This is a genomic window from Bacteroidetes bacterium SB0662_bin_6, from assembly GCA_009839485.1.
In the GTDB taxonomy this organism is placed as follows: Bacteria; Bacteroidota; Rhodothermia; order Rhodothermales; family VXPQ01; genus VXPQ01.
Genome location: VXPQ01000039.1, coordinates 1 through 17,982 on the forward strand (window position 1 = coordinate 1; position 17,982 = coordinate 17,982).

Consider the following 17,982-nt stretch of genomic DNA (forward strand, 5'->3'; position numbering starts at 1 on the left):
CTGATGGAAGTATGCTGGCCTCGGGAGGCAATGACCATACCGTCAGGCTGTGGGAAGCGGCTACGGGGGACAACACCGCAACGCTCAAGGGGCATACCGGGCGTGTCCATTCGATAGCCTTTTCGCCTGATAGCAGTACCGTGGCGTCCGCGTCCGATGACGGAACCGTCAGGCTGTGGGATGCGGCTACGGGAGACAGCACCGCAACGCTCGAGGGGCATACCGGACGTGTCTATTCGGTAGCCTTTTCGCCCGGTGGAGACATGCTGGTTTCGGGAGGCGATGACCATACGGTCAGGCTGTGGGATGCGGTTACGGGGGACAACACCGCAACGCTCTTCGGGCATACGTTTTGGGTCAGTTCGGTAGCCTTTTCGCCCGATAGCAGTACCGTGGTGTCCGCGTCCTATGACCATACGGTCAGGCTGTGGGATGTCGCTACGGAGGACAACATCGCAACGTTCGAGGGGCATACCGGGAGTGTTTATTCGGTAGCCTTTTCGCCCGATGGAAACATGCTGGTGTCAGGGGCGCGGGATGGCTTCATTAATCTGTGGGACGTATCGGCGGGCATAACGACGCATGCATTCAATGCCGAGGGGGAGATTCCAACGGCCTTTCATCTGCGCGGCAACTATCCCAATCCGTTCAATCCGTCCACGCGCGTGGTCTTCGACCTGCCTGCGGCAGCCGAAGTGACGGTGCATGTCTTTGACGTATTGGGAAGGAACGTGATGGTCACAGACCCCGTGTCTGTATCGGGTGGTCGGGACCATTCGCTTGAAGTGAACGCATCCTCGTTGCCTTCGGGCGTATACGTCTATCAGGTAAGGGCGCAGGCGGGTTCGGACATGCTTATCCGGTCAGGGCGCATGATTCTTGCGAAATGACGAGGGGGGTACAACGATATCAAATACAGCATGGGTGGCCCTGACGTTTTTTGGACCGGTGTTGCCGGAGGGCTTGCAGGAAGATATGAGTGAAGGATACCGCCACGACCCGGTTTCGGCGATTGCAGAGGCAGAAGCGACGGGTGAGACCGCCGCCATTTTTGCAGACATCCGACGAACCATGCAGCTTCCGCTGATCACATCGATCTGGCGCACGCTCGCCGGCGTGGAGGGGGGCTTGCGCGCCGTCTGGGCGGCGGCGAAGCCGCTCTATGAATCAGGCCAGCCTGATGCGGCGCTATCCAGGGTATTGGAGCGTGTCGTGCTGCCGGCGCCTGAACCGCTCGTTCCCGGTCAACTGGACCGTGCGGGTGTCTCGGCGGGTGACCTGCCGGCGATCCGGGCGCTCCTCAATGCCTATAACCGCTCGAACGGGCTGAACCTGATCGCGCTGAGCAGCCTCGTCGTGACGCCTGCCGGACCACCCGCGAACCATCCGGTTCCTCCTTCGCCATCGCCGTGGCCGATCTTGCCTCCGTTGCTTGCACAGGCCGACATGGCAGCGGATACATGGATCCTTCTTCACGATCTGAACCGTTTCGGCGCCACATCCGACGAACCCGGCCTCGCCACGCTCTGGCGACACCTTGCCCACTGGCCCGGCTTGCTCGCCGTTATTCATTCAGGCCTCGCCCCGCTTCAAAAAGACGGAACGATCCGGCGCTCGATCCGGCAGTTGCTGGCGGGAGCACAAGCAGAGGGAGCCTCCCTTGCGCGTCTTCGCCCGGAGCGCATCGACATGCCGGAGGCGGCGCGGGCGATGGTCACGCAGTACGTGCGCCATCCGGGGCTGGTCGTTCGCATGGTCGCCATCGGCCACGGCCTCGCACACTGGCTGCGGCAAGCGGATCAGCAGGTTTGATCAGAGTATCTTGTAGCCCGTGTATCCCATGAATCTTTCCTCCACCAAAGCGTTGACCTTCGATGTCTTCGGCACGGTCGTCGATTGGCGAAGCACCATCATTCGCGAGGGGAGAGCGCTCGGCAAGCAGAAAGCGCTGGCGGTGGACTGGGAGGAATTTGCCCATGCATGGCGGGCCGGATACGAGCCGTTCATGCACCGCGTCCGCACGGGCGAGCTGCCCTGGTTGAATATCGACGCGCTTCATCGGATGATCCTGGACGAATTGCTGGTCCGGTTCCAGGTTGTGGGGCTTAGCGAGGCAGAGAAAGATCGTCTGAACCGCGTATGGCACCGGCTCGATCCCTGGCCGGATGCCCGCGCAGGGCTGGAGCGGCTTCGCCGACGCTTCCTCGTAGCCCCGCTCTCCAATGGAAACGTTGCGCTCCTGACCCACATGGCGAAGCGGGCCGACCTGCGCTGGGATTGCATTCTCTCCTCAGAGCTGGCGCATCGTTACAAGCCCGACCCGGAAGTCTATCTGACGGCGGCCCGGCTGCTTGGCCTCCGCCCGCAGCAGGTGATGATGGTCGCCGCCCACAATACCGATCTCGTGGCGGCGCAGGCGGTGGGGTTTCGTACCGCTTTCGTCTATCGAACCCGGGAATACGGCCCAACCCAAACGACGGACCTCACTCCGGATCCCTCGGTCGATGTCATCGCCAGGGATTTCGAGGATCTCGCAGATCAGATTGCTTAAAGCGTCCACCGATGCCGGTAGCTAACGACGACGCCGGCGACGTCCGAAGCCGTCGCTGCGGCCGACCGGGGCATCCGTCAGGTCGAGACCGATACCGAACGTAGCATCGTATGCATCGTCCTGCGACGTGACGTCGAGCAGGAGTTCCTTGCTGAAGATGCCGTCCCTCGTATTCAGTCTGTTCCGTCGCCCATGCTCCGCATAGGGCTCGCGGGCGTGGACGATATCGTTCAGCGATTCGTCAAAAAACAGTTGGGACGTGAATTCGTACGCCTGCCCCTCTGCATCTTCCGTGCGGATCTTGAAGTGGATGTGGACCGCCCGGCCCGGATACCAGCCGGGATAAATCGTTGCAAAAGAGGCGGCACCGTACTCGTCCGTTCGCTGATATCCTCTGAGGAACGATTCGCCCCGCGTATCGAAGCCGAACGCATTGTCGTTGAAGGCCGAATAGCGCCCATGCGCGTCGCACTGCCAGATGTCTACGAGCGCTCCGGCAAGGGGGGCGCACGCCCCGTCCCGGATTTGCGATACGTTGAAGGTGAGCGTGAGCGGCAGTCCGGGTTTTACCTCTCCGGTCGAGGGTTCGAGCCGGATGTCCGATCGTTCGAGTCGTTCGTTGGTGAAGTAAGGCCCTTCGGTCATTTCCGGGCGAACGATGCAGTCGGGTAGCGGTTCGCCGTTCGCTCGGGCCGGGATACTCGCGGAAGCAGACGTCCCGGCGATCGAGGCGTGCGCTGCACCGCCGCCGAGGAGGAATGTCCCACCGGCCCCGGATAGCAGTTGCAGCACTTCCCTGCGACTCAGAATTCGCCCGACGGGCAGATCGTCCTGATCCATTGCGGCCTCCGATTGGTTGTGTTCCGCAGCGGGATGCTCCGTTATGTGTCTTCAGCGTGTGTCGAGGGAGAGCCGATCACATCGCTTCATCCTATATGATTTGATTCCATATGATTTCATTCCATTATGGCGACGGCGTTCAAAGAGCCGCGATGGACCGGAGATGCTGTACGCTCGTGACGATTGCCGGACGATCTTTCCCTGCATAAGGCACTCCCTCGTCCGTGTGGCTGAGCCACTGCTCCGCGTTCCGTATCGCTTCATCGGCCGTCGTTCGGATATGTGCTTCCGTCCAGTAGCCATCCAGCACTTGCAGCGCCTCGAAAATCATGTCCGCGTTAGGAGATTCTATGGAAATCAGCATGTCCGTGAAATACCCGACTCCCTCCTGGGAGGCGTTGTCATCCTGGAGTAAATAGTTCAGCAATTCGGGCGCAATGGATTCTACTACATACGATGGAATCGCTTCATCCCCTGCAATCACTTCCTCGTCGTCGGCTTTTTCGATGATGGACCGGGAGGCCCTGTACAACTCCTCAGCAGAGATTATACCCTCTTTGTATTGTCGTTCAACTCCCCACAACGGGTCGAGCACGGTCTCGTGAAGACGATCAAGTCGTGCCATCATTTCCTCGTACCTGACTTTTTCCGCCTCTGTGGAGAAAGTCAGCTCGCCGGCATCGGAGGAAGATGCGTCTGAGGATCCCGTGGAGCCATTGTTGCAGCCCGCAAGAAGCGCCAGCGCCAGAATCGGCAGGTACATGGTCCGGGCAAGAGGGCTGAATAGAAGTTTTTTCATGAGTTTGTTCATTGCGTTCTCCTCCTTTTTCAAGGTATATCTGTCCGGTTTGGATGAGCGCATGGGAGAACTCTCGGCCTGATACAGACCCTAGCTCAACCGCGTCCCAAGGTCCTCGCCCTTGCGGATTTCATCAGAGCTTCCTACTGATTATAAGTGATGACATTCCAGGTTCCCAAATGAAAAAAACTTCCATCCACAGATGCATCTATAGAATAATTGCATAATAGACCCTATCTTTATGCAGTTTTTGCATAGATCACATTTTTCCGCCTGGTTGTGGACACCCAGCACATCCTTTCTTTCGTAGCCGCCGCCGAGGAAAAGAACTTCAGCCGGGCCGCCGAGCGGGTTTCCCTGACCCAGCCCACGCTGAGTCGTCACATCCAGCGTCTCGAGGAAGAACTGGGCGTGGAGTTGTTCGACCGGAGCGGGCATGCCGTGGAATTGACCGGGCCGGGCGCGGCGTTTTTGCAGGAAGCCCGGCGTACGCTCGATCAGGTGGAGATCGCCCGCCGTGAAGCGCAGCGGGCTGCGGAGGGGGAAGTGGGCCGTCTCGTGATCGGATTTACAGGGTATGCTATGTACGGCGCGTTGCCCCGTTTTCTGCGCCGCTTCCGGGAACGTCACCCCCGCGTGGCGCTCACCCTGCGCGAGATGCGGACACACGAACAACCGGATGCGCTCCGCCGCCGAACAATTTCCGTAGGATTTACCGGCGCGTGTCCCGAAGATTTCGCTTCCGAGGTGGTGGCCCGCGAGGAGATGCTGCTGGCGTTTCCGGCCCGCCACCCTCTTGCCGGCGCCTCCGAAATCGCTTTGGCCGATCTGGCCGAAGAATCCTTTGTGATGGTGGCTCGGCCTTCCGAGCCGGAATTGTTTGACGGCCTTGTAGATTTGTGCCGGCGGGCAGGATTCGGCCCGCGTATTGCGCAGCGGGCAAACCGTATGGGCGTGGCGCTGGGTATGGTGGGAGCCGGACTGGGTGTGGCCTTTGTGCCCGCCTCCCTGCGGAATCGACCGGGCATGCAGGATGTGCGGTTCGTGCCGCTTGCCGGCCCCGCACCCCACCTTCTGCTCAGAATGGTGTGGTCGGAAGAGGATCCGGATCCTGTGCTTCGTCATTTTGTGGAAGCGGTTCGTTCCGTACTGCCATCTGCGCTGTCCCCGTCCCTGTAAAGGCCGTATGTCCCGTTCTTCTTCCGGTTATCTGCTGCGCCTCGCGCTCATCGCATCGCTCGGCGGGTTTTTGTTCGGTTACGACACGGCGGTTATTTCCGGCACGATCGGGTTCGTAAAGGACAAGTTCGAGCTGGGCCCTGTCATGGAGGGATGGTATGTCAGTTCGGCGCTGATAGGGTGTATTGCGGGGGTTTCGGTGGCGGGCTTCCTGAGCGACCGGTTCGGGCGCAAGCTGATTCTGATGCTGTCCGCCGCGCTGTTTCTGCTTTCCGCGATCGGGTGCGCGTATTCCGGCGGGCATTTCATGCTTATTGTGTACCGGCTTATCGGGGGCGTGGGCGTGGGTGTGGCCTCGATGCTGTCCCCGTTGTATATCTCCGAAGTTTCGCCGTCCCGCGTGCGCGGCCGCATGGTTTCCATGTACCAGTTGGCCATCACGGTCGGCATCCTGTGTTCGTACTTCATAAATGCCTGGCTGCTGCACCGGGCGCCCGGCGTGTCCGAAGGCATTTTCGCCGGAGACGAAGTGTGGCGCGGCATGCTCGGTAGCGAATCCGTGCCTGCGCTGCTTTTTCTTTTGCTGCTCTTCATGGTGCCGGAAAGCCCTCGCTGGCTGGTTGCCCGAAGCCGTCCCGACGAAGCGCGCAAAATTCTGGCGCAGGTGGCGGACGAGGAAACCGCCGCCGGACAGGTCGAGGAGATCGAGACGACGCTGGCCCAGGAGCCGGAATCCTGGAAACGTATTCTGGGGCATCGCGGCATCCGGTTTTCGATCGTGCTCGGGGTGGCCTTGGGCTTTTTGACGCAGGTGAGCGGCATCAACGCCATCATTTACTATGGCCCGAGGATTCTCGAGGAGGCGGGTTTTACGCTGGGCGATGCACTGGGCGGACAGGTGGTGATCGGCGTGGTGAATGTGTTGTTCACCCTGGTCGCCATCTGGAAAATAGACGATCTCGGCAGGAGGCCGCTGCTCATCGGAGGCGTATCGGGGCTGGTCGTTTCGCTGCTGGTCATAGGAGCGCTCTTCCAGGCCGGCGCGACGGAAGGCCCGTGGCTGCTGATCTTTATTCTGGTCTACATCGCCTGCTTTGCGGCGTCGTTCGGCCCGGTGATCTGGGTGTTGCTTTCGGAGATGTACCCGACGCGCGTGCGGGGGCGGGCCATGTCCGTCGCCACCTTTGCCCTGTGGGGCGGTACGGCGCTCGTGGGACAGACGGTGCCGTGGCTGCTGGAGACGTTGCAGCCAAGCGGTACCTTCTGGCTGTTCGCTGTGCTGTGCGCCCCGGCCATCTGGCTCGGCTGGAAGGTGTTGCCGGAAACGAAGGGCAGGAGCCTGGAGGAGATTGAAGCCTACTGGATGGGGAGGGGGTAATAGGGCAGGGTACTCGACCCCTGCATAGACATAAGGGATGCTACGGCTCCCGGTAGTCTATTGGAAATTCAGCCCGGTCAGGTTCAGGATACCGAGAAAAACAAGGGTACCGGCAATAGCCGTTCCGACGACCCACTTGATGATCCTGGACTCTCCCTCTTTAACCTCGGCGCGGAGGTCTGAAATTCCCGTCCGTACCTCTGCAACCTCGGTCCGGACCCCTGCAATCTCGGTTCGTACTTCTGCAATCTCGGTTCGTACTTCCGCAATTTCGGTCCGCACTCCTGCAATCTCGGTCCGCACGAAGTCCTTCGTGGCAATGCCATGCTCAAGCAGTTCCTTGTACTCCATCGTTACCGGCGTTTGAGAAGAATGGCGCAGCAACATAATTGCATTACGTCTTCTGCCTCGATTGGGGTCCGTAAAAAATCACAAAAATTGCTTTTTACCGACTTTCGTGGCGTCATGGACCATGCGTTACGCTTCATGCCGGGTGGATTCGAGAGCATGCGGGCTACAGCGCCGGGTCCATACAGACACCTGCTCCCTTCAAACATAACCCCTTCAGGCAAAACAAATACACACAGGGGAAGGCATATCGAGCCCCTGACCGGTTGCGGACAACCTCCCGGTAGCCTCGTCGATCTCAAAAACGGCAATGTGATCCGTGTGCCGGTTGGCTACCAGCAGAAAACGGTCATGGATGCAGAAATTGCGCGGCCAGTGTCCGCCGGTATGGATGTGCTGCACGGGCCGCAATCCATCCGAAGCGATTTCGAATACCGCAATGCTGTCGTGCCCCCGGTTCGATCCGTACAGAAACCGCCCGTTCGGATGCACATGCAGGTCCGCCGAATCGTTTCGTGCGACAAAATCCTCCGGCAGGGTGGTGATCGTCTGCGTTTTCGTGAGCAGGCCCTGCGCGGCGTCCCAGTCGAAAGCGGTCACCGTGGAACCCAACTCGTTGATCACGAAGGCGCGTGCCCCGTCGGGATGGAACACGAAATGCCGGGGGCCGGCGCCCGGCGCCAGATCGACGGCGGGCTGGTCGGCAGGATGCAAACCACCATCCTCGCCAAGCCGGTACACCAGTACCCGATCCTGCCCCAGGTCGGCCACCACTGCATACCGGCCCGTCGCATCGGGCACGATACAATGCGCATGAGGACCTTCCTGCCGCGCAGGGTTTACGCCGGAAGCCCCCTCGTGCTGCACGAAGGTGACCGCCTCGCTTACCCCGCCATCCTCGCGCACCGTAAACACGGCGAGACTCCCACTGGTGTAATTGGAAACGAGCACGAACCGCCCGTCCGGCGTAAGCGCCACATAACACGGATCGGTACCGTGCGTAGGTACCGCATTGATCGGATGCAACCCGTTGTCGACGCCGAATGCATGCAGCCCCCCGCCAAACACGCCCTCGAATTCGAGCGTCTCGCTGACCGCATATAAAAACTTCCCGGAGGCGTCAAGGGTCAGGAAGGAGGAATTTTGTATCCCCCCGACATGGCCGGTGATCCGCATGGCGCCGGACTGCAGATCGAATTGCCCGGTGTAGATCCCCTTGCTTCCCCGCTCCGAATACGTCCCTACGTAAAAAGTCACTCCTGTATCCATGCTTCTTTGGAAATACCATTCAGATCCCACACAACGCGGCCCGCCCGCACTGTGAGTTCGGCTTCGATTTTATGGGCGCCATCCATCCGATACCCCTCTATATCCCAGAATCCGAAATTCCCTGCACGGACCCGGAACACGGTCACATCCGCCTCTGCCCCCACATTCAGATGCCCCAGTTCGTCCCGCTGTATCACTTGCGCCGGGGTCCAGGTCGAGGCGCGGATCACTTCTTCGAGCGGCATGCCGAGATTGAGAAATTTGGACATGACGTTCGCCATGTCCTTCATCCCATGATTCATGCTGCCGGTATGCAGGTCCGTGCTGATCGTATGCGGCCAGAGACCCGCTTCCACCGCGGGAACCGCCACGGAATAGACGAAACTCCCGCCGCCATGCCCCACATCGAACACAATGCCGCGGTCCGCCGCTTCAAGCACAAAGGGCCGCAGCGCCCCGTCCTCCACAATGGCTTCGCGGCGTGACACCGCCGCATACGCATGGGTAAAGATGTCGCCGGGGCGAAGGTAATCCAGGAAAAGCTCTCGCAGCGGCAACGGGGGCTCGGCTCTCCCGAAATCGATCATCACGGGAATACCGGCCTGCCGCCCCGCCTCCACAGCCCGCTCCACGGGAGTCCAGTCCCGCCCGAGATAATGAGCCAGTTTCACGCCCACGACCACCTCCGCGTGCAGCCCGGCGGCCATCGCCGTGAGTTTGGGGTCCATGTCGGACAGATCCTGCTCGATGGGCTCGCCCTTCATTCCCTGGCCGACGATATTCAGGAACGCCAGCACACGGGTTTCCGCATGATCTACCGTTTGTTCGATGAACGTGCGGAGGGTGCGCCAGCCGGGCCCGCCCGTATCCACGATCGTCGTGACCCCGGATCGGAAGGTGAAGGCATCCGGCGGCAGGCTGCCGTAGCTGTTCGCCAGATAGTTGTCCGGCGTCGTTCCGTGAAATACATGGGCGTGCAAGTCGATGAAACCCGGCGCCACATAGAGCCCGGAGGCATCCACCACCTGCTTCGCACGCGCGGGATCGATGTGTTCGGCCACTTCGGCGATCCGCCCATCGGCGATTCCCACATCGCGCACGCCGTCCACGCCGTTTTTCGGGTCAATAACGTGTCCGCCCGAAATGAGCAGGTCCAGGGTGTCGGGGGGTATCAAGGAAGCGTCGCGGGATGTCAAGGGAGCGTCATGAGGCATTAAGGGGGCGTCTTGGGACATCGGAGAGATGTTCTGAAACATAAAGGGTGTATCGTGAGACAAAAAGGGTGCGTCGCGGGACGTTAAGGTAGCCACGCGGGATATCCAGGGAGCAGAGCGAGATATATCGCTACTCTGCGGCGGCGTCCTGTCCTGTCCGGCAAAACTTCCCGGCACGGACAGGAGCAAAAAGATTATCAAACACGAAGATGTTACGAAATGTGACTTCATTGTTTTTTCAGGATACTCTGATTACGTCCGCATAGTGTCAACAGGCCCTAATCCCGCACCGCACTTGGACAGCGAAGCACTCAGCTTCCTGCCACCCCTGTACTTTGCCGCCCTACACCTGCACCGCACCCGAGCCGTCATTCGCCCCCCATCTCCCGATCACCCTGCATTTCCCTGCTCGCCCGATGCTGCACGCTCCGCCCGTTCCCAAGCAAGCGCCGCCGCGCCGAGAACCCCCGCATGATTCCCCAATTCCGAAAGTACGACCGGGACCGAACTTCCCCGCGGATATCGAAAAACATGCGCGTCGATGTGCGTCTGCACCCGGTCCAGAAAATGTTCGGCGGCGTTTGCGCCCCCGCCCCCAAGGATAATGATTTCGGGCGCATACATATGCACCACGCTCACCAGAAACCATCCGAGGGCCGTCGCCCACCGGTCCAGCACATCCAGACACAAGGCATCTTCCTGTTCCACCCCGCGAATGACCGCCGCGAAATCGACGGCATGAGGATTCTCGAAATACAGATCGTTGAGCACCGACGGCAATCCGCGCTGAAGGCCGTCCCGCGCCATCATGGCGAGACTCGCCGCCGCACAAAGAATATTGGCGGTGCCCATCCCCCGCGTAATGCAGCGCCGGTCGCTATGCGCATCCTGAATGATGTGGCTCGCCTGGGTACCGAACATAAGATGGGGATCGCGGAGCACCTTGCCATCGAGCATCACCCCCGATCCTACACCGGTTCCCAGCGTGATCGTGACGACCCACTTGCGGCCTCGCGCCAGCCCGTAGCGGGCCTCCGCAAGAATACACAGGCGCGCATCGTTGTCCGCAATGACCGGGACGCCCGTGGCCTCCGTCAGTCGCGGCACAATGGGAAACCCCTCGACTTTCAGTTTGCCGGGCAGGAGCACGCTCCCGAATTCCGGATCGACGGCGCCGGGAAATCCCAGCCCGATCGCCGCAGGCCGGCGCCCGAGGGCTTCCGCAATCCGTTCCGTCTCTTCCGCCATGGCGCTCAGAATTCCCTCCGGCGGCAAGGAGAACCCCGACGGACGGATGCCCGGCTCCGTCAGTTCGCCGGAAGCCGACACGGCCCCGCTCTTGATACGGGTCCCCCCGACATCGAACCCTATAACGTATTCCTCAGGCATGCTCCGAGTTATTGCCGGTATACATGTGCGCAAGGCTCTTTCGGTAGGCCTCGTAAAAACGATCCAGCTGTTCCTCGGCGCTCGTGTCGCCCACGAACTGGTGACTTGGAAGCACCTCCGGACAAATACCTTTTGCGAGGAGCCGCTCCGCCACCTCCACGCGCAACATATTGATCAACATGCCGCCCGTGACGGTGGACACGGGGCCCGTGCGCCACTCCATCCCTTCCAGTTCCAGCACGCAATCCCCCGGAGGAGACAGGTTGTCCAGCACCACATCGGCGACATCCACGAGTTTTTTGCCGGAGGAATGGGCCGGCGGGGACTGCTCGCAATGCCCCCGGGACAGAATACCGATTACCGGCATGCCGCGGCGCTGCGCCCCCAGCGCCATTTCCACGATGAGCGGACGAATCCCGGACGTCGAAATGATGATGAATGCATCATGCGGACCGAAATGAAACCCCTTCAGAATTTCCTCGGCATAGCCCTCGTATTTCTCGAGAAAAAGCGGTCCGCGGAGCCCATTCGTCCCCACAATGGAGGCATGATTCGAAATAGCGTGCTCCACGAGCGCCACGAAACCCACAAAGCCGCCTTGCCTCGGGGTCATCTCCTCGCACATCATCCGGGAGTGCCCGGCGCCGAAGAGGAACACGAGGCCCCCTTTGGCGATGCGCTCGGCGCACAACTCGGCGGCCTGCTCGATGTGGGATATCTGTGTATCCTGCAGGCGTTTCAGCAAGTCAATGGTTTTGTCGTAGTAGGTTTGTGCGGATCCCATGCGTTTCGGTGGGGGAAAGAGTAAAGATTGCGGGCGGACAGAAGGCGGTTCGGCTTGCTTGAACAGATTTTGGCGGAATTTAAGGTGTATTGTTGTGACTTTGTTTCGATCCAATCAACCCGACGGGAGTCCATATCCATACGAATACGCCGAACGTTTCGGGTTTGCCCCGAACCGGATATAACTTCGGAAAAGCAGAGCATACAGACCACCCCGCCGCTTATTCACGTTTGTTTTACCTCAAAGGGTTATGTTTACGGGACGGGGGTGTCTATGACCAATACTATGTTCCGTGTTTACGTTCCCCCCGATCCACCCCGAACCCATACGTATATTCCTCATGCTCCGTACCTCTTTCGCATTCATCGCCTTGCTACTCCTCCTGACCGGCTGCGCCCCGCAGGCCGATCCGGATGCTACGGATAGTCCGGCAGAAGAAGCCGCTCCCGTGCTGTACAGTTCGCTGGAAACGATCGACATTGAAACAGGGGAGCGCGACGTCGTGCTCACGCTCCCTGCGCATTTCGAGGCGCCCAACTGGTCGCCTGACGGGACCTATTTCCTGTTCAATTCGGGGGGGAGGATATTTCGGCTGCCGGTAGAGGGGGGCGAGCCTGAACTGGTCGATGCCGGATTCGCCGTGCGGGCAAACAACGATCACGGCATCTCGCCGGACGGCAAGACGCTTATCATCAGCGACGGCACGGAAGAGGGGGTATCCCTCATTTACACGTTACCCATCGAAGGCGGCGAGCCGCAGCGCGTGACCGAACACGGCCCATCCTACTGGCACGGTGTATCGCCGGACGGCCGGACGCTGGTCTACACGGGCCTGCGCAACGACGACTACGACATTTATGCGATCTCTGCGGAAGGCGGCGAGGAAACCCGGCTGACGACGGCTCCGGGGCTGGACGACGGGCCGGATTATTCGCCGGACGGGCGATACATCTACTTCAATTCGGTGCGCACCGGCACCATGCAGATCTACCGCATGGATGCGGCGGGCGGCAATGTGGAAGCCCTCACCTCGGATCCTTATAACGACTGGTTTCCGCACCCGTCGCCCGACGGGCAGTGGATCGCGTTCCTCTCGTACGAGCCGGATGTGGAGGGGCACCCGGCCAACAAGGACGTGATGCTGCGGATTATTCCTGCGGAAGGCGGCGAGCCCCGCGTGCTGGCGCACCTCTTCGGGGGGCAGGGTACGATCAATGTGCCGTCCTGGGCGCCCGACAGCAAACAGTTCGCGTTCGTCAGCTACAGACTGGAGGAATAATAGATATTTAACGTCCAGTCGTAGTCGGTGAACCGGATGCGGGCCTTGCCGGAGGCGAGAAACGTACGTTCCGGGCCGGGCGGGAAAAAGCGCGCCAGATACCGGGTGATTTCGGCGTCGTTTTTTCCGAAATCCCTTGCATACCAGTCGAATACCTTGGTCAGGTATACCGTGTTGCTGGCAATGTCCACGCGGTTTTTTTCCGGGAAATCCAGTAAGAACCGTTTCGACTGATCGTTGAGTTGTTCGTTGAGATGCGTGCCGATGTACGCTTCCTGCCGTAGAGGCGGGCACGAGACCGCTGCGCAGACCAGCGCGAAGTGAATGCGCGGATCGTCGAATTCCTTCCGGATGATTCCGTGCTCGATGTCGTCGAGCGTGTACGTGACCCCGCCCACCTTCGCCAGAGGCTGCGTCCAGGGGCCCTTTATCGCAAGGCCCAGCGTCTTGTTGATGTTGCGGATGCTTTCGCGCTCGTCGTGCAGGTTGATGAGCTCGATGGTCCAGGCGTTATAGGCGTTGAGCCAGAGCGCCAGTTGGCTGTTCCGGGATAGCGATGCCGGATCGACACGGTCCAGCAGGTCGAGATATTCGTCGAATGCTTCGGAAGCGGCGAAGGCGTCGTAATCGACCATACCTTCGTAGGTTACATGGTTTTGCAGGAGTGTGGTGAAGATCGAATGGTCGACTCCTTGCGCCTGCGCCGGCTGCGGCGCGGTATGCGCGACGAGGAATAGGAAGAGAGCCAGTGATATCCCGCGATGCTCCCTGTATGATCCGGCGTGCTTCATGGCATAGTGGCGGCAATGCCTGTCTTCGGTGTCAAAATGGACTATGTTGGACTATGTGGTGCGGAACTCCGGTTTCAGTATCCGAGCGCGTTCCCGTCCTTACGCATATCGGCGCCTCCGTGATACACTCCTTGCTCGGCGCCCCAGAGGATGGCCTGATACCCCCCGAAGTAATCGGTAGGGGCAAGAATGTGCCCCCGCCGGACCAACTCCTCCCGTACTTCCGGCGCGATGCCGCTTTCGAGCGCCAGGCGGCCACCGTCCGTCATGGTTCCGCCCGTAGGTTGTAGTGCGCTGGAGTGGCTGAACCGCGCCGCATCTCCGGCCTCCTGCACATTCATGCCGAATTCAATCATGTTCAGCAGCACCTGCACCTGTCCCTGCGGCTGGAACGGTCCTCCCATGACCCCGAAGGCCATAACCGGCTGCCCGTCGCGCATCACGAAACCGGGAATGATGGTATGGAAGGGGCGCTTGCCGGGAGCATACACATTCGGATGATCCGGGTCGAGCGAGAACTGGGATCCCCGGCTTTGCAACACGAAACCGAGGCCGTCCGGGGTCATGCCGCTGCCGAACTCGAAGAAATTGCTCTGGATGAGCGATACCATGTTTCCGTTCGCATCCGCAACGGTCAGGTAGACGGTATCCCCGTGTTCGAGATCGCCGGTTGCGATGCGTTGCATCGCCTGCGTCATGTCGATGCGGCCGCGTTGTTCGGCGGCGTATTCTTCCGAAAGCAGGCGTTCGAGCGGGATGTCCGCAAAAGCCGGATCGGCATAATGCCGGGCGCGGTCCGCGAAAGCGAGTTTTTTCGCTTCCACAAGGACATGGAGGTAATCGGCGGTATTATGTCCCAGCGACGCGAGGTCGAAGCCTTCGAGAATACGGAGCATCTGCAGGACAGCCATTCCCTGTCCGTTCGGGGGCAGTTCATACACCTCGACATCCCGGTAGGGGACGGATACCGGGTCTACCCATGTGCTTGTGTGCGCCTCGAAATCGGCCTTCCGAAGCGGCGTGTTCGTGCGGCGGGCCCATGCGTCGATGGCATCGGCAATGGCGCCCTCGTAGAATATGTCGCGTCCCCCTGCGGCAATCCGTTCGTACGTGGCGGCAAGATCGGGATTGCGGAAAATTTTACCCTCGGGCGGCATGCGCCCATCCACGAACCAGGTGTTTTCGAAGCTGCTGAGATCGCCGATTTCGTGGATATGATCTTTTAGCCGCTGGTGCGCCTGTGCCCATGAGAAGCCCACGACCTGTGTGATGGGCGTTCCCTCGCGGGCGTACCGGATAGCGGGAGCCAGCACATCCTGCATCGGAAGCACCCCGAAACGCTCGTGCAACGCGAACCATCCGTCCACGGCGCCCGGTACGGAAACGGCCAGCGGTCCATGCAGCGGGATCCCGTCGGCTCCGTCCAGACGCTCCATGAGATCATCCAGGGATTGCCCGAGGGGTGCGCGTCCGCTCGCATTCAATCCATGGAGTTGTCCCGATGCTTCGTCCCACACGATCGCGAACAGGTCTCCGCCGATTCCGCAGTTGTTCGCTTCGACGAAACCCAGCACGGCGTTGGCGGCAATCGCGGCGTCCACCGCCGATCCGCCCTGTTTCAGAATATCGATGGCGGTTTGGGTGGCCAACGGGTGGCTGGTCGAAGCCATGCCGTTTTGGCCGACCGCGGGGCTGCGTGTGGCGAAGGTGGCTCCGGTCAGGCGGTCTCCCCGCCCCGTGGGCGGTGCGTTTTGGTCGGGGGCGGGCTGGCAAGCCGTTTGCCAGACGAGCGCCGGAAGAATAAGGAGCATGAGCCGGCTGGTCGATCGCATGGTTTCAGCCCTTGTACCGGAACACGATGCGACCTTTGGAAAGGTCGTACGGAGAAATTTCGATGTCTACCCGGTCTCCGGGAATGATGCGGATATAGTGTTTGCGCATCTTGCCGGAGAGCAGCCCGAGGATTTCGTGCCCATTGTCGAGCCGGACGCGGAACTGTGCGTTTGGCAGCGCCTCCGTCACGATGCCCTCCTGTTTGATTGCTTCCTGTTTCGCCATGTAAAAGGTATGTTTGCGGAATGCCGGATTGCGAGTGATACGGCATGGTCGTTCGAAAGTGCCTTGCGGTCACAATTCGTTACTTTTTGGTGTATCGCGGACGCAAATCCGGAACACTTACGGAACCGTATATCCCTGAAAAAATTTCAGTATAAAAGATGTACCTTGAGAGTGTGAAAAAATTATTACGGATTTCCCCAGGTCTATCTTCCCCATGCGCTAAGGAAAAATCGGAGGTGCAAGATGTATAGCGTACGCCTGCGGTATCCCGTAACCGTGTCATCACGGCTTCTCCCTTGTGCGGCTCCAGTGCTCCGCTCCCCCGGAATCTTCACGAAAGCGATAAGGGGGAATGTTTTTTCCGAGCTTTCTGTTCGTTTCGCAGGGTATGCTCTTACCAGCCTTGTGCTTCTGTTCGTCGTTTCTCCCACAGAGGCTTCTTCGGCTCGATTCTTCCAGCAGCAGGCCGGGGATGGAAAAGCCGCGTCCGCTAATGTGGAAGTGGAAGACGCCCATGATGGAGTTTCCCGAACGGTGCGCATTACAGGACGGGTGCCTTGTGTGGATGGAGAAGCCGCCGGGTATCCCTGCAAGGACATGGATTTGCTGGCCGTAGTCCCGCGAGAGGATATGACGGGATTTCCATGCCCTGATCCGGCGGACTGCTTCAGTGACATTTGGGGCTGGACTGATCCGGTGACGAGGATAGAGTATGCACTGCTCGCCCGGGTCGACGGCGTCGCATTCTTCGACTTGAGCGATCCCGAAAATCCCTCGTTCGTCGGAATGTTGCCGATGACGCCCGGTAGCCAGGCCAGTTGGTGGCGCGACGTAAAGGTTGTGAACGATCATGCCGTTATTGTGGCCGATTTTGTCGGCCCGCATGGTATGCAGGTGTTCGATCTTTCGCAACTTCGGGATGTAACGGATGCTCCGGCGACCTTCGAGCCTACCGCCCTGTACGACGCCTTCGGTCCGGCGCATAATGTGGTGGTCCACGATGAGACGGATCATGTATATATCGTGGGTATACAGGGCGCTCAGCAGACACCGTCCGGATTTCCATGTGGTGCGGGCCCGCATATCGTGGACATGAGCGATCCGGCGCAGCCCACGTTCGCAGGGTGCTACCATTCCTCCGTGAGAGGTATTACAGCCGGTAGTTACACGCACGATGCGCAATGCGTTCGATACAGCGGACCGGATACGAGACATCAAGGGAAAGACATTTGCTTCAGTTCCGATGAGACGGGCGGTGCCATTACGGATGTGACGAATCCGGCTTCGCCTGAAGAACTCGGTGTGTTCGGATACCCGAATTTCGCCTACACGCACCAGGGATGGCTGACGGAAGACCACCGCTATCTTTTCGTAAACGACGAACTGGATGAGGATGATGGCGCCAGGACTCGAACCATGATCTTCGATGTGCAGGAGTTGGATGATCCCGTTTTTGTGGGTGTCTGGCATGGGCCGACCACTGCCATAGATCATAACCTGTATATCCGCGGGGATAAATTGTACGAAGCAAACTATACGGCCGGATTGCGCGTCATGGATATTTCCTACGACGGCGAGTTGTCGCTCGACGCGATCCGCGAAGTGGCGTATTTCGATGTGCTTCCTCAATCGAACAGGCCAAACTTTGCAGGCTCCTGGAGCAGTTATCCCTATTTTGAAAGCGGAATCATTGCGGTTTCCAGCATGAATGACGGGTTATTTATTCTTGCGCCGCCGTCCTTATCGGTAGGCGTAAGCGCAGAGAGTGAGGAATTACCCGCGGAAGTGGCGCTTCTCGGCAATTATCCCAATCCGTTCAATCCAGAGACGATGATACGCTATGCATTGCCGCAGAGCAGTAAGGTGCGTCTTGCAGTGTACGATTTGCTCGGGCAGGAAGTGGCGGTGCTTGTCGACGGTTCCCGGCCCGCGGGCCATCACACGGTACGGTTCGACGGGGGTGATTTGCCGAGTGGTTCGTACGTGTACCGCTTACAGGTCGGGGAGGAGATCGTGGCCCGCACGATGGCGCTGGTCAAATAGGTGGTTGGCCGTTCTTTTCCGGGGTATTCACCAGAGTTTTTTCCCGCGCGCTGACAAAAA

At 59.7% G+C, this 17,982-nt stretch carries 17 protein-coding genes; 7 read left to right on the forward strand and 10 right to left on the reverse strand.

Going from position 1 to position 17,982, the window contains the following annotated elements; genetic code table 11:
- The 3 genes from F4Y00_07395 to F4Y00_07405 all read left to right on the forward strand — a co-directional run.
- Positions 1 to 890: T9SS type A sorting domain-containing protein (locus tag F4Y00_07395; protein ID MYE04777.1), on the forward strand; the 890-nt coding region annotated here is incomplete at its 5' end.
- 34 nt (positions 891 to 924) lie between these two features.
- Entirely contained in the window at positions 925 to 1,812 is an 888-nt protein-coding gene (locus tag F4Y00_07400; GenBank protein MYE04778.1) for a hypothetical protein, read from the forward strand.
- A 28-nt stretch (positions 1,813 to 1,840) separates the two neighbouring features.
- Positions 1,841 to 2,551 (forward strand): haloacid dehalogenase type II, encoded by a 711-nt coding sequence (locus tag F4Y00_07405; GenBank protein MYE04779.1) that lies wholly within the window; start codon positions 1,841 to 1,843, stop codon positions 2,549 to 2,551.
- Between the two features lie 21 nt (positions 2,552 to 2,572).
- On the opposite strand, the gene F4Y00_07410 is transcribed toward F4Y00_07405, so the two are convergent.
- Positions 2,573 to 3,391 (reverse strand): intradiol ring-cleavage dioxygenase, encoded by an 819-nt coding sequence (locus F4Y00_07410; GenBank protein ID MYE04780.1) that lies wholly within the window; start codon positions 3,389 to 3,391, stop codon positions 2,573 to 2,575.
- A gap of 139 nt (positions 3,392 to 3,530) precedes the next feature.
- Complete coding sequence (locus tag F4Y00_07415) at positions 3,531 to 4,190, reverse strand: hypothetical protein (GenBank protein MYE04781.1); 660 nt, start codon at positions 4,188 to 4,190, stop codon at positions 3,531 to 3,533.
- A 279-nt stretch (positions 4,191 to 4,469) separates the two neighbouring features.
- On the opposite strand from F4Y00_07415, the gene F4Y00_07420 reads away from it, so the two are divergent.
- Complete coding sequence (locus F4Y00_07420; protein MYE04782.1) at positions 4,470 to 5,369, forward strand: LysR family transcriptional regulator; 900 nt, start codon at positions 4,470 to 4,472, stop codon at positions 5,367 to 5,369.
- A gap of 7 nt (positions 5,370 to 5,376) precedes the next feature.
- A complete protein-coding gene (locus F4Y00_07425; GenBank protein ID MYE04783.1) occupies positions 5,377 to 6,747 on the forward strand; it encodes a sugar porter family MFS transporter in 1,371 nt (456 codons plus the stop codon).
- A 57-nt stretch (positions 6,748 to 6,804) separates the two neighbouring features.
- Here the strand turns inward: F4Y00_07425 and F4Y00_07430 are convergent, their stop codons facing one another.
- The 5 genes from F4Y00_07430 to F4Y00_07450 form a co-directional block, all read right to left on the reverse strand.
- Positions 6,805 to 7,134 carry a hypothetical protein gene (locus F4Y00_07430; GenBank protein MYE04784.1) on the reverse strand — a complete coding sequence of 110 codons (330 nt, stop codon included), beginning with the start codon at positions 7,132 to 7,134 and terminating at the stop codon, positions 6,805 to 6,807.
- A 177-nt stretch (positions 7,135 to 7,311) separates the two neighbouring features.
- Complete coding sequence (locus tag F4Y00_07435; GenBank protein MYE04785.1) at positions 7,312 to 8,364, reverse strand: lactonase family protein; 1,053 nt, start codon at positions 8,362 to 8,364, stop codon at positions 7,312 to 7,314.
- Positions 8,349 to 9,578, reverse strand: a complete 1,230-nt coding sequence (locus tag F4Y00_07440) for an amidohydrolase/deacetylase family metallohydrolase (protein MYE04786.1) — start codon at positions 9,576 to 9,578, stop codon at positions 8,349 to 8,351. Before F4Y00_07440 ends, F4Y00_07435 begins: the two co-directional genes overlap by 16 nt.
- A 390-nt stretch (positions 9,579 to 9,968) precedes the next feature.
- The gene (locus F4Y00_07445; protein MYE04787.1) at positions 9,969 to 10,967 is read right to left on the reverse strand and encodes an ROK family protein; all 999 of its coding nucleotides are present in this window, start codon (positions 10,965 to 10,967) and stop codon (positions 9,969 to 9,971) included.
- Positions 10,960 to 11,751, reverse strand: coding sequence for an SIS domain-containing protein (locus F4Y00_07450; GenBank protein MYE04788.1), 792 nt, complete (start codon positions 11,749 to 11,751; stop codon positions 10,960 to 10,962). The genes F4Y00_07445 and F4Y00_07450 overlap by 8 nt, the downstream gene beginning before the upstream one ends.
- A gap of 451 nt (positions 11,752 to 12,202) precedes the next feature.
- Between F4Y00_07450 and F4Y00_07455 the strand changes: the two genes are divergently transcribed.
- A complete protein-coding gene (locus tag F4Y00_07455) occupies positions 12,203 to 13,030 on the forward strand; it encodes a hypothetical protein (protein MYE04789.1) in 828 nt (275 codons plus the stop codon).
- On the opposite strand, the gene F4Y00_07460 is transcribed toward F4Y00_07455, so the two are convergent.
- From F4Y00_07460 to infA, 3 genes are all read right to left on the reverse strand, one after another.
- Positions 13,012 to 13,821, reverse strand: a complete 810-nt coding sequence (locus tag F4Y00_07460; protein MYE04790.1) for a DUF547 domain-containing protein — start codon at positions 13,819 to 13,821, stop codon at positions 13,012 to 13,014. The genes F4Y00_07455 and F4Y00_07460 overlap by 19 nt on opposite strands.
- Before the next feature lie 74 nt (positions 13,822 to 13,895).
- Complete coding sequence (gene ggt / locus F4Y00_07465) at positions 13,896 to 15,653, reverse strand: gamma-glutamyltransferase (protein MYE04791.1); 1,758 nt, start codon at positions 15,651 to 15,653, stop codon at positions 13,896 to 13,898.
- A 4-nt stretch (positions 15,654 to 15,657) separates the two neighbouring features.
- Positions 15,658 to 15,879 carry a translation initiation factor IF-1 gene (infA, locus tag F4Y00_07470; protein ID MYE04792.1) on the reverse strand — a complete coding sequence of 74 codons (222 nt, stop codon included), beginning with the start codon at positions 15,877 to 15,879 and terminating at the stop codon, positions 15,658 to 15,660.
- Positions 15,880 to 16,122: 243 nt separating this feature from the next.
- Here infA and F4Y00_07475 point away from each other — a divergent pair, with 243 nt between their 5' ends.
- Entirely contained in the window at positions 16,123 to 17,922 is a 1,800-nt protein-coding gene (locus F4Y00_07475; protein ID MYE04793.1) for a choice-of-anchor B family protein, read from the forward strand.
- Positions 17,923 to 17,982 lie beyond the last annotated feature (60 nt).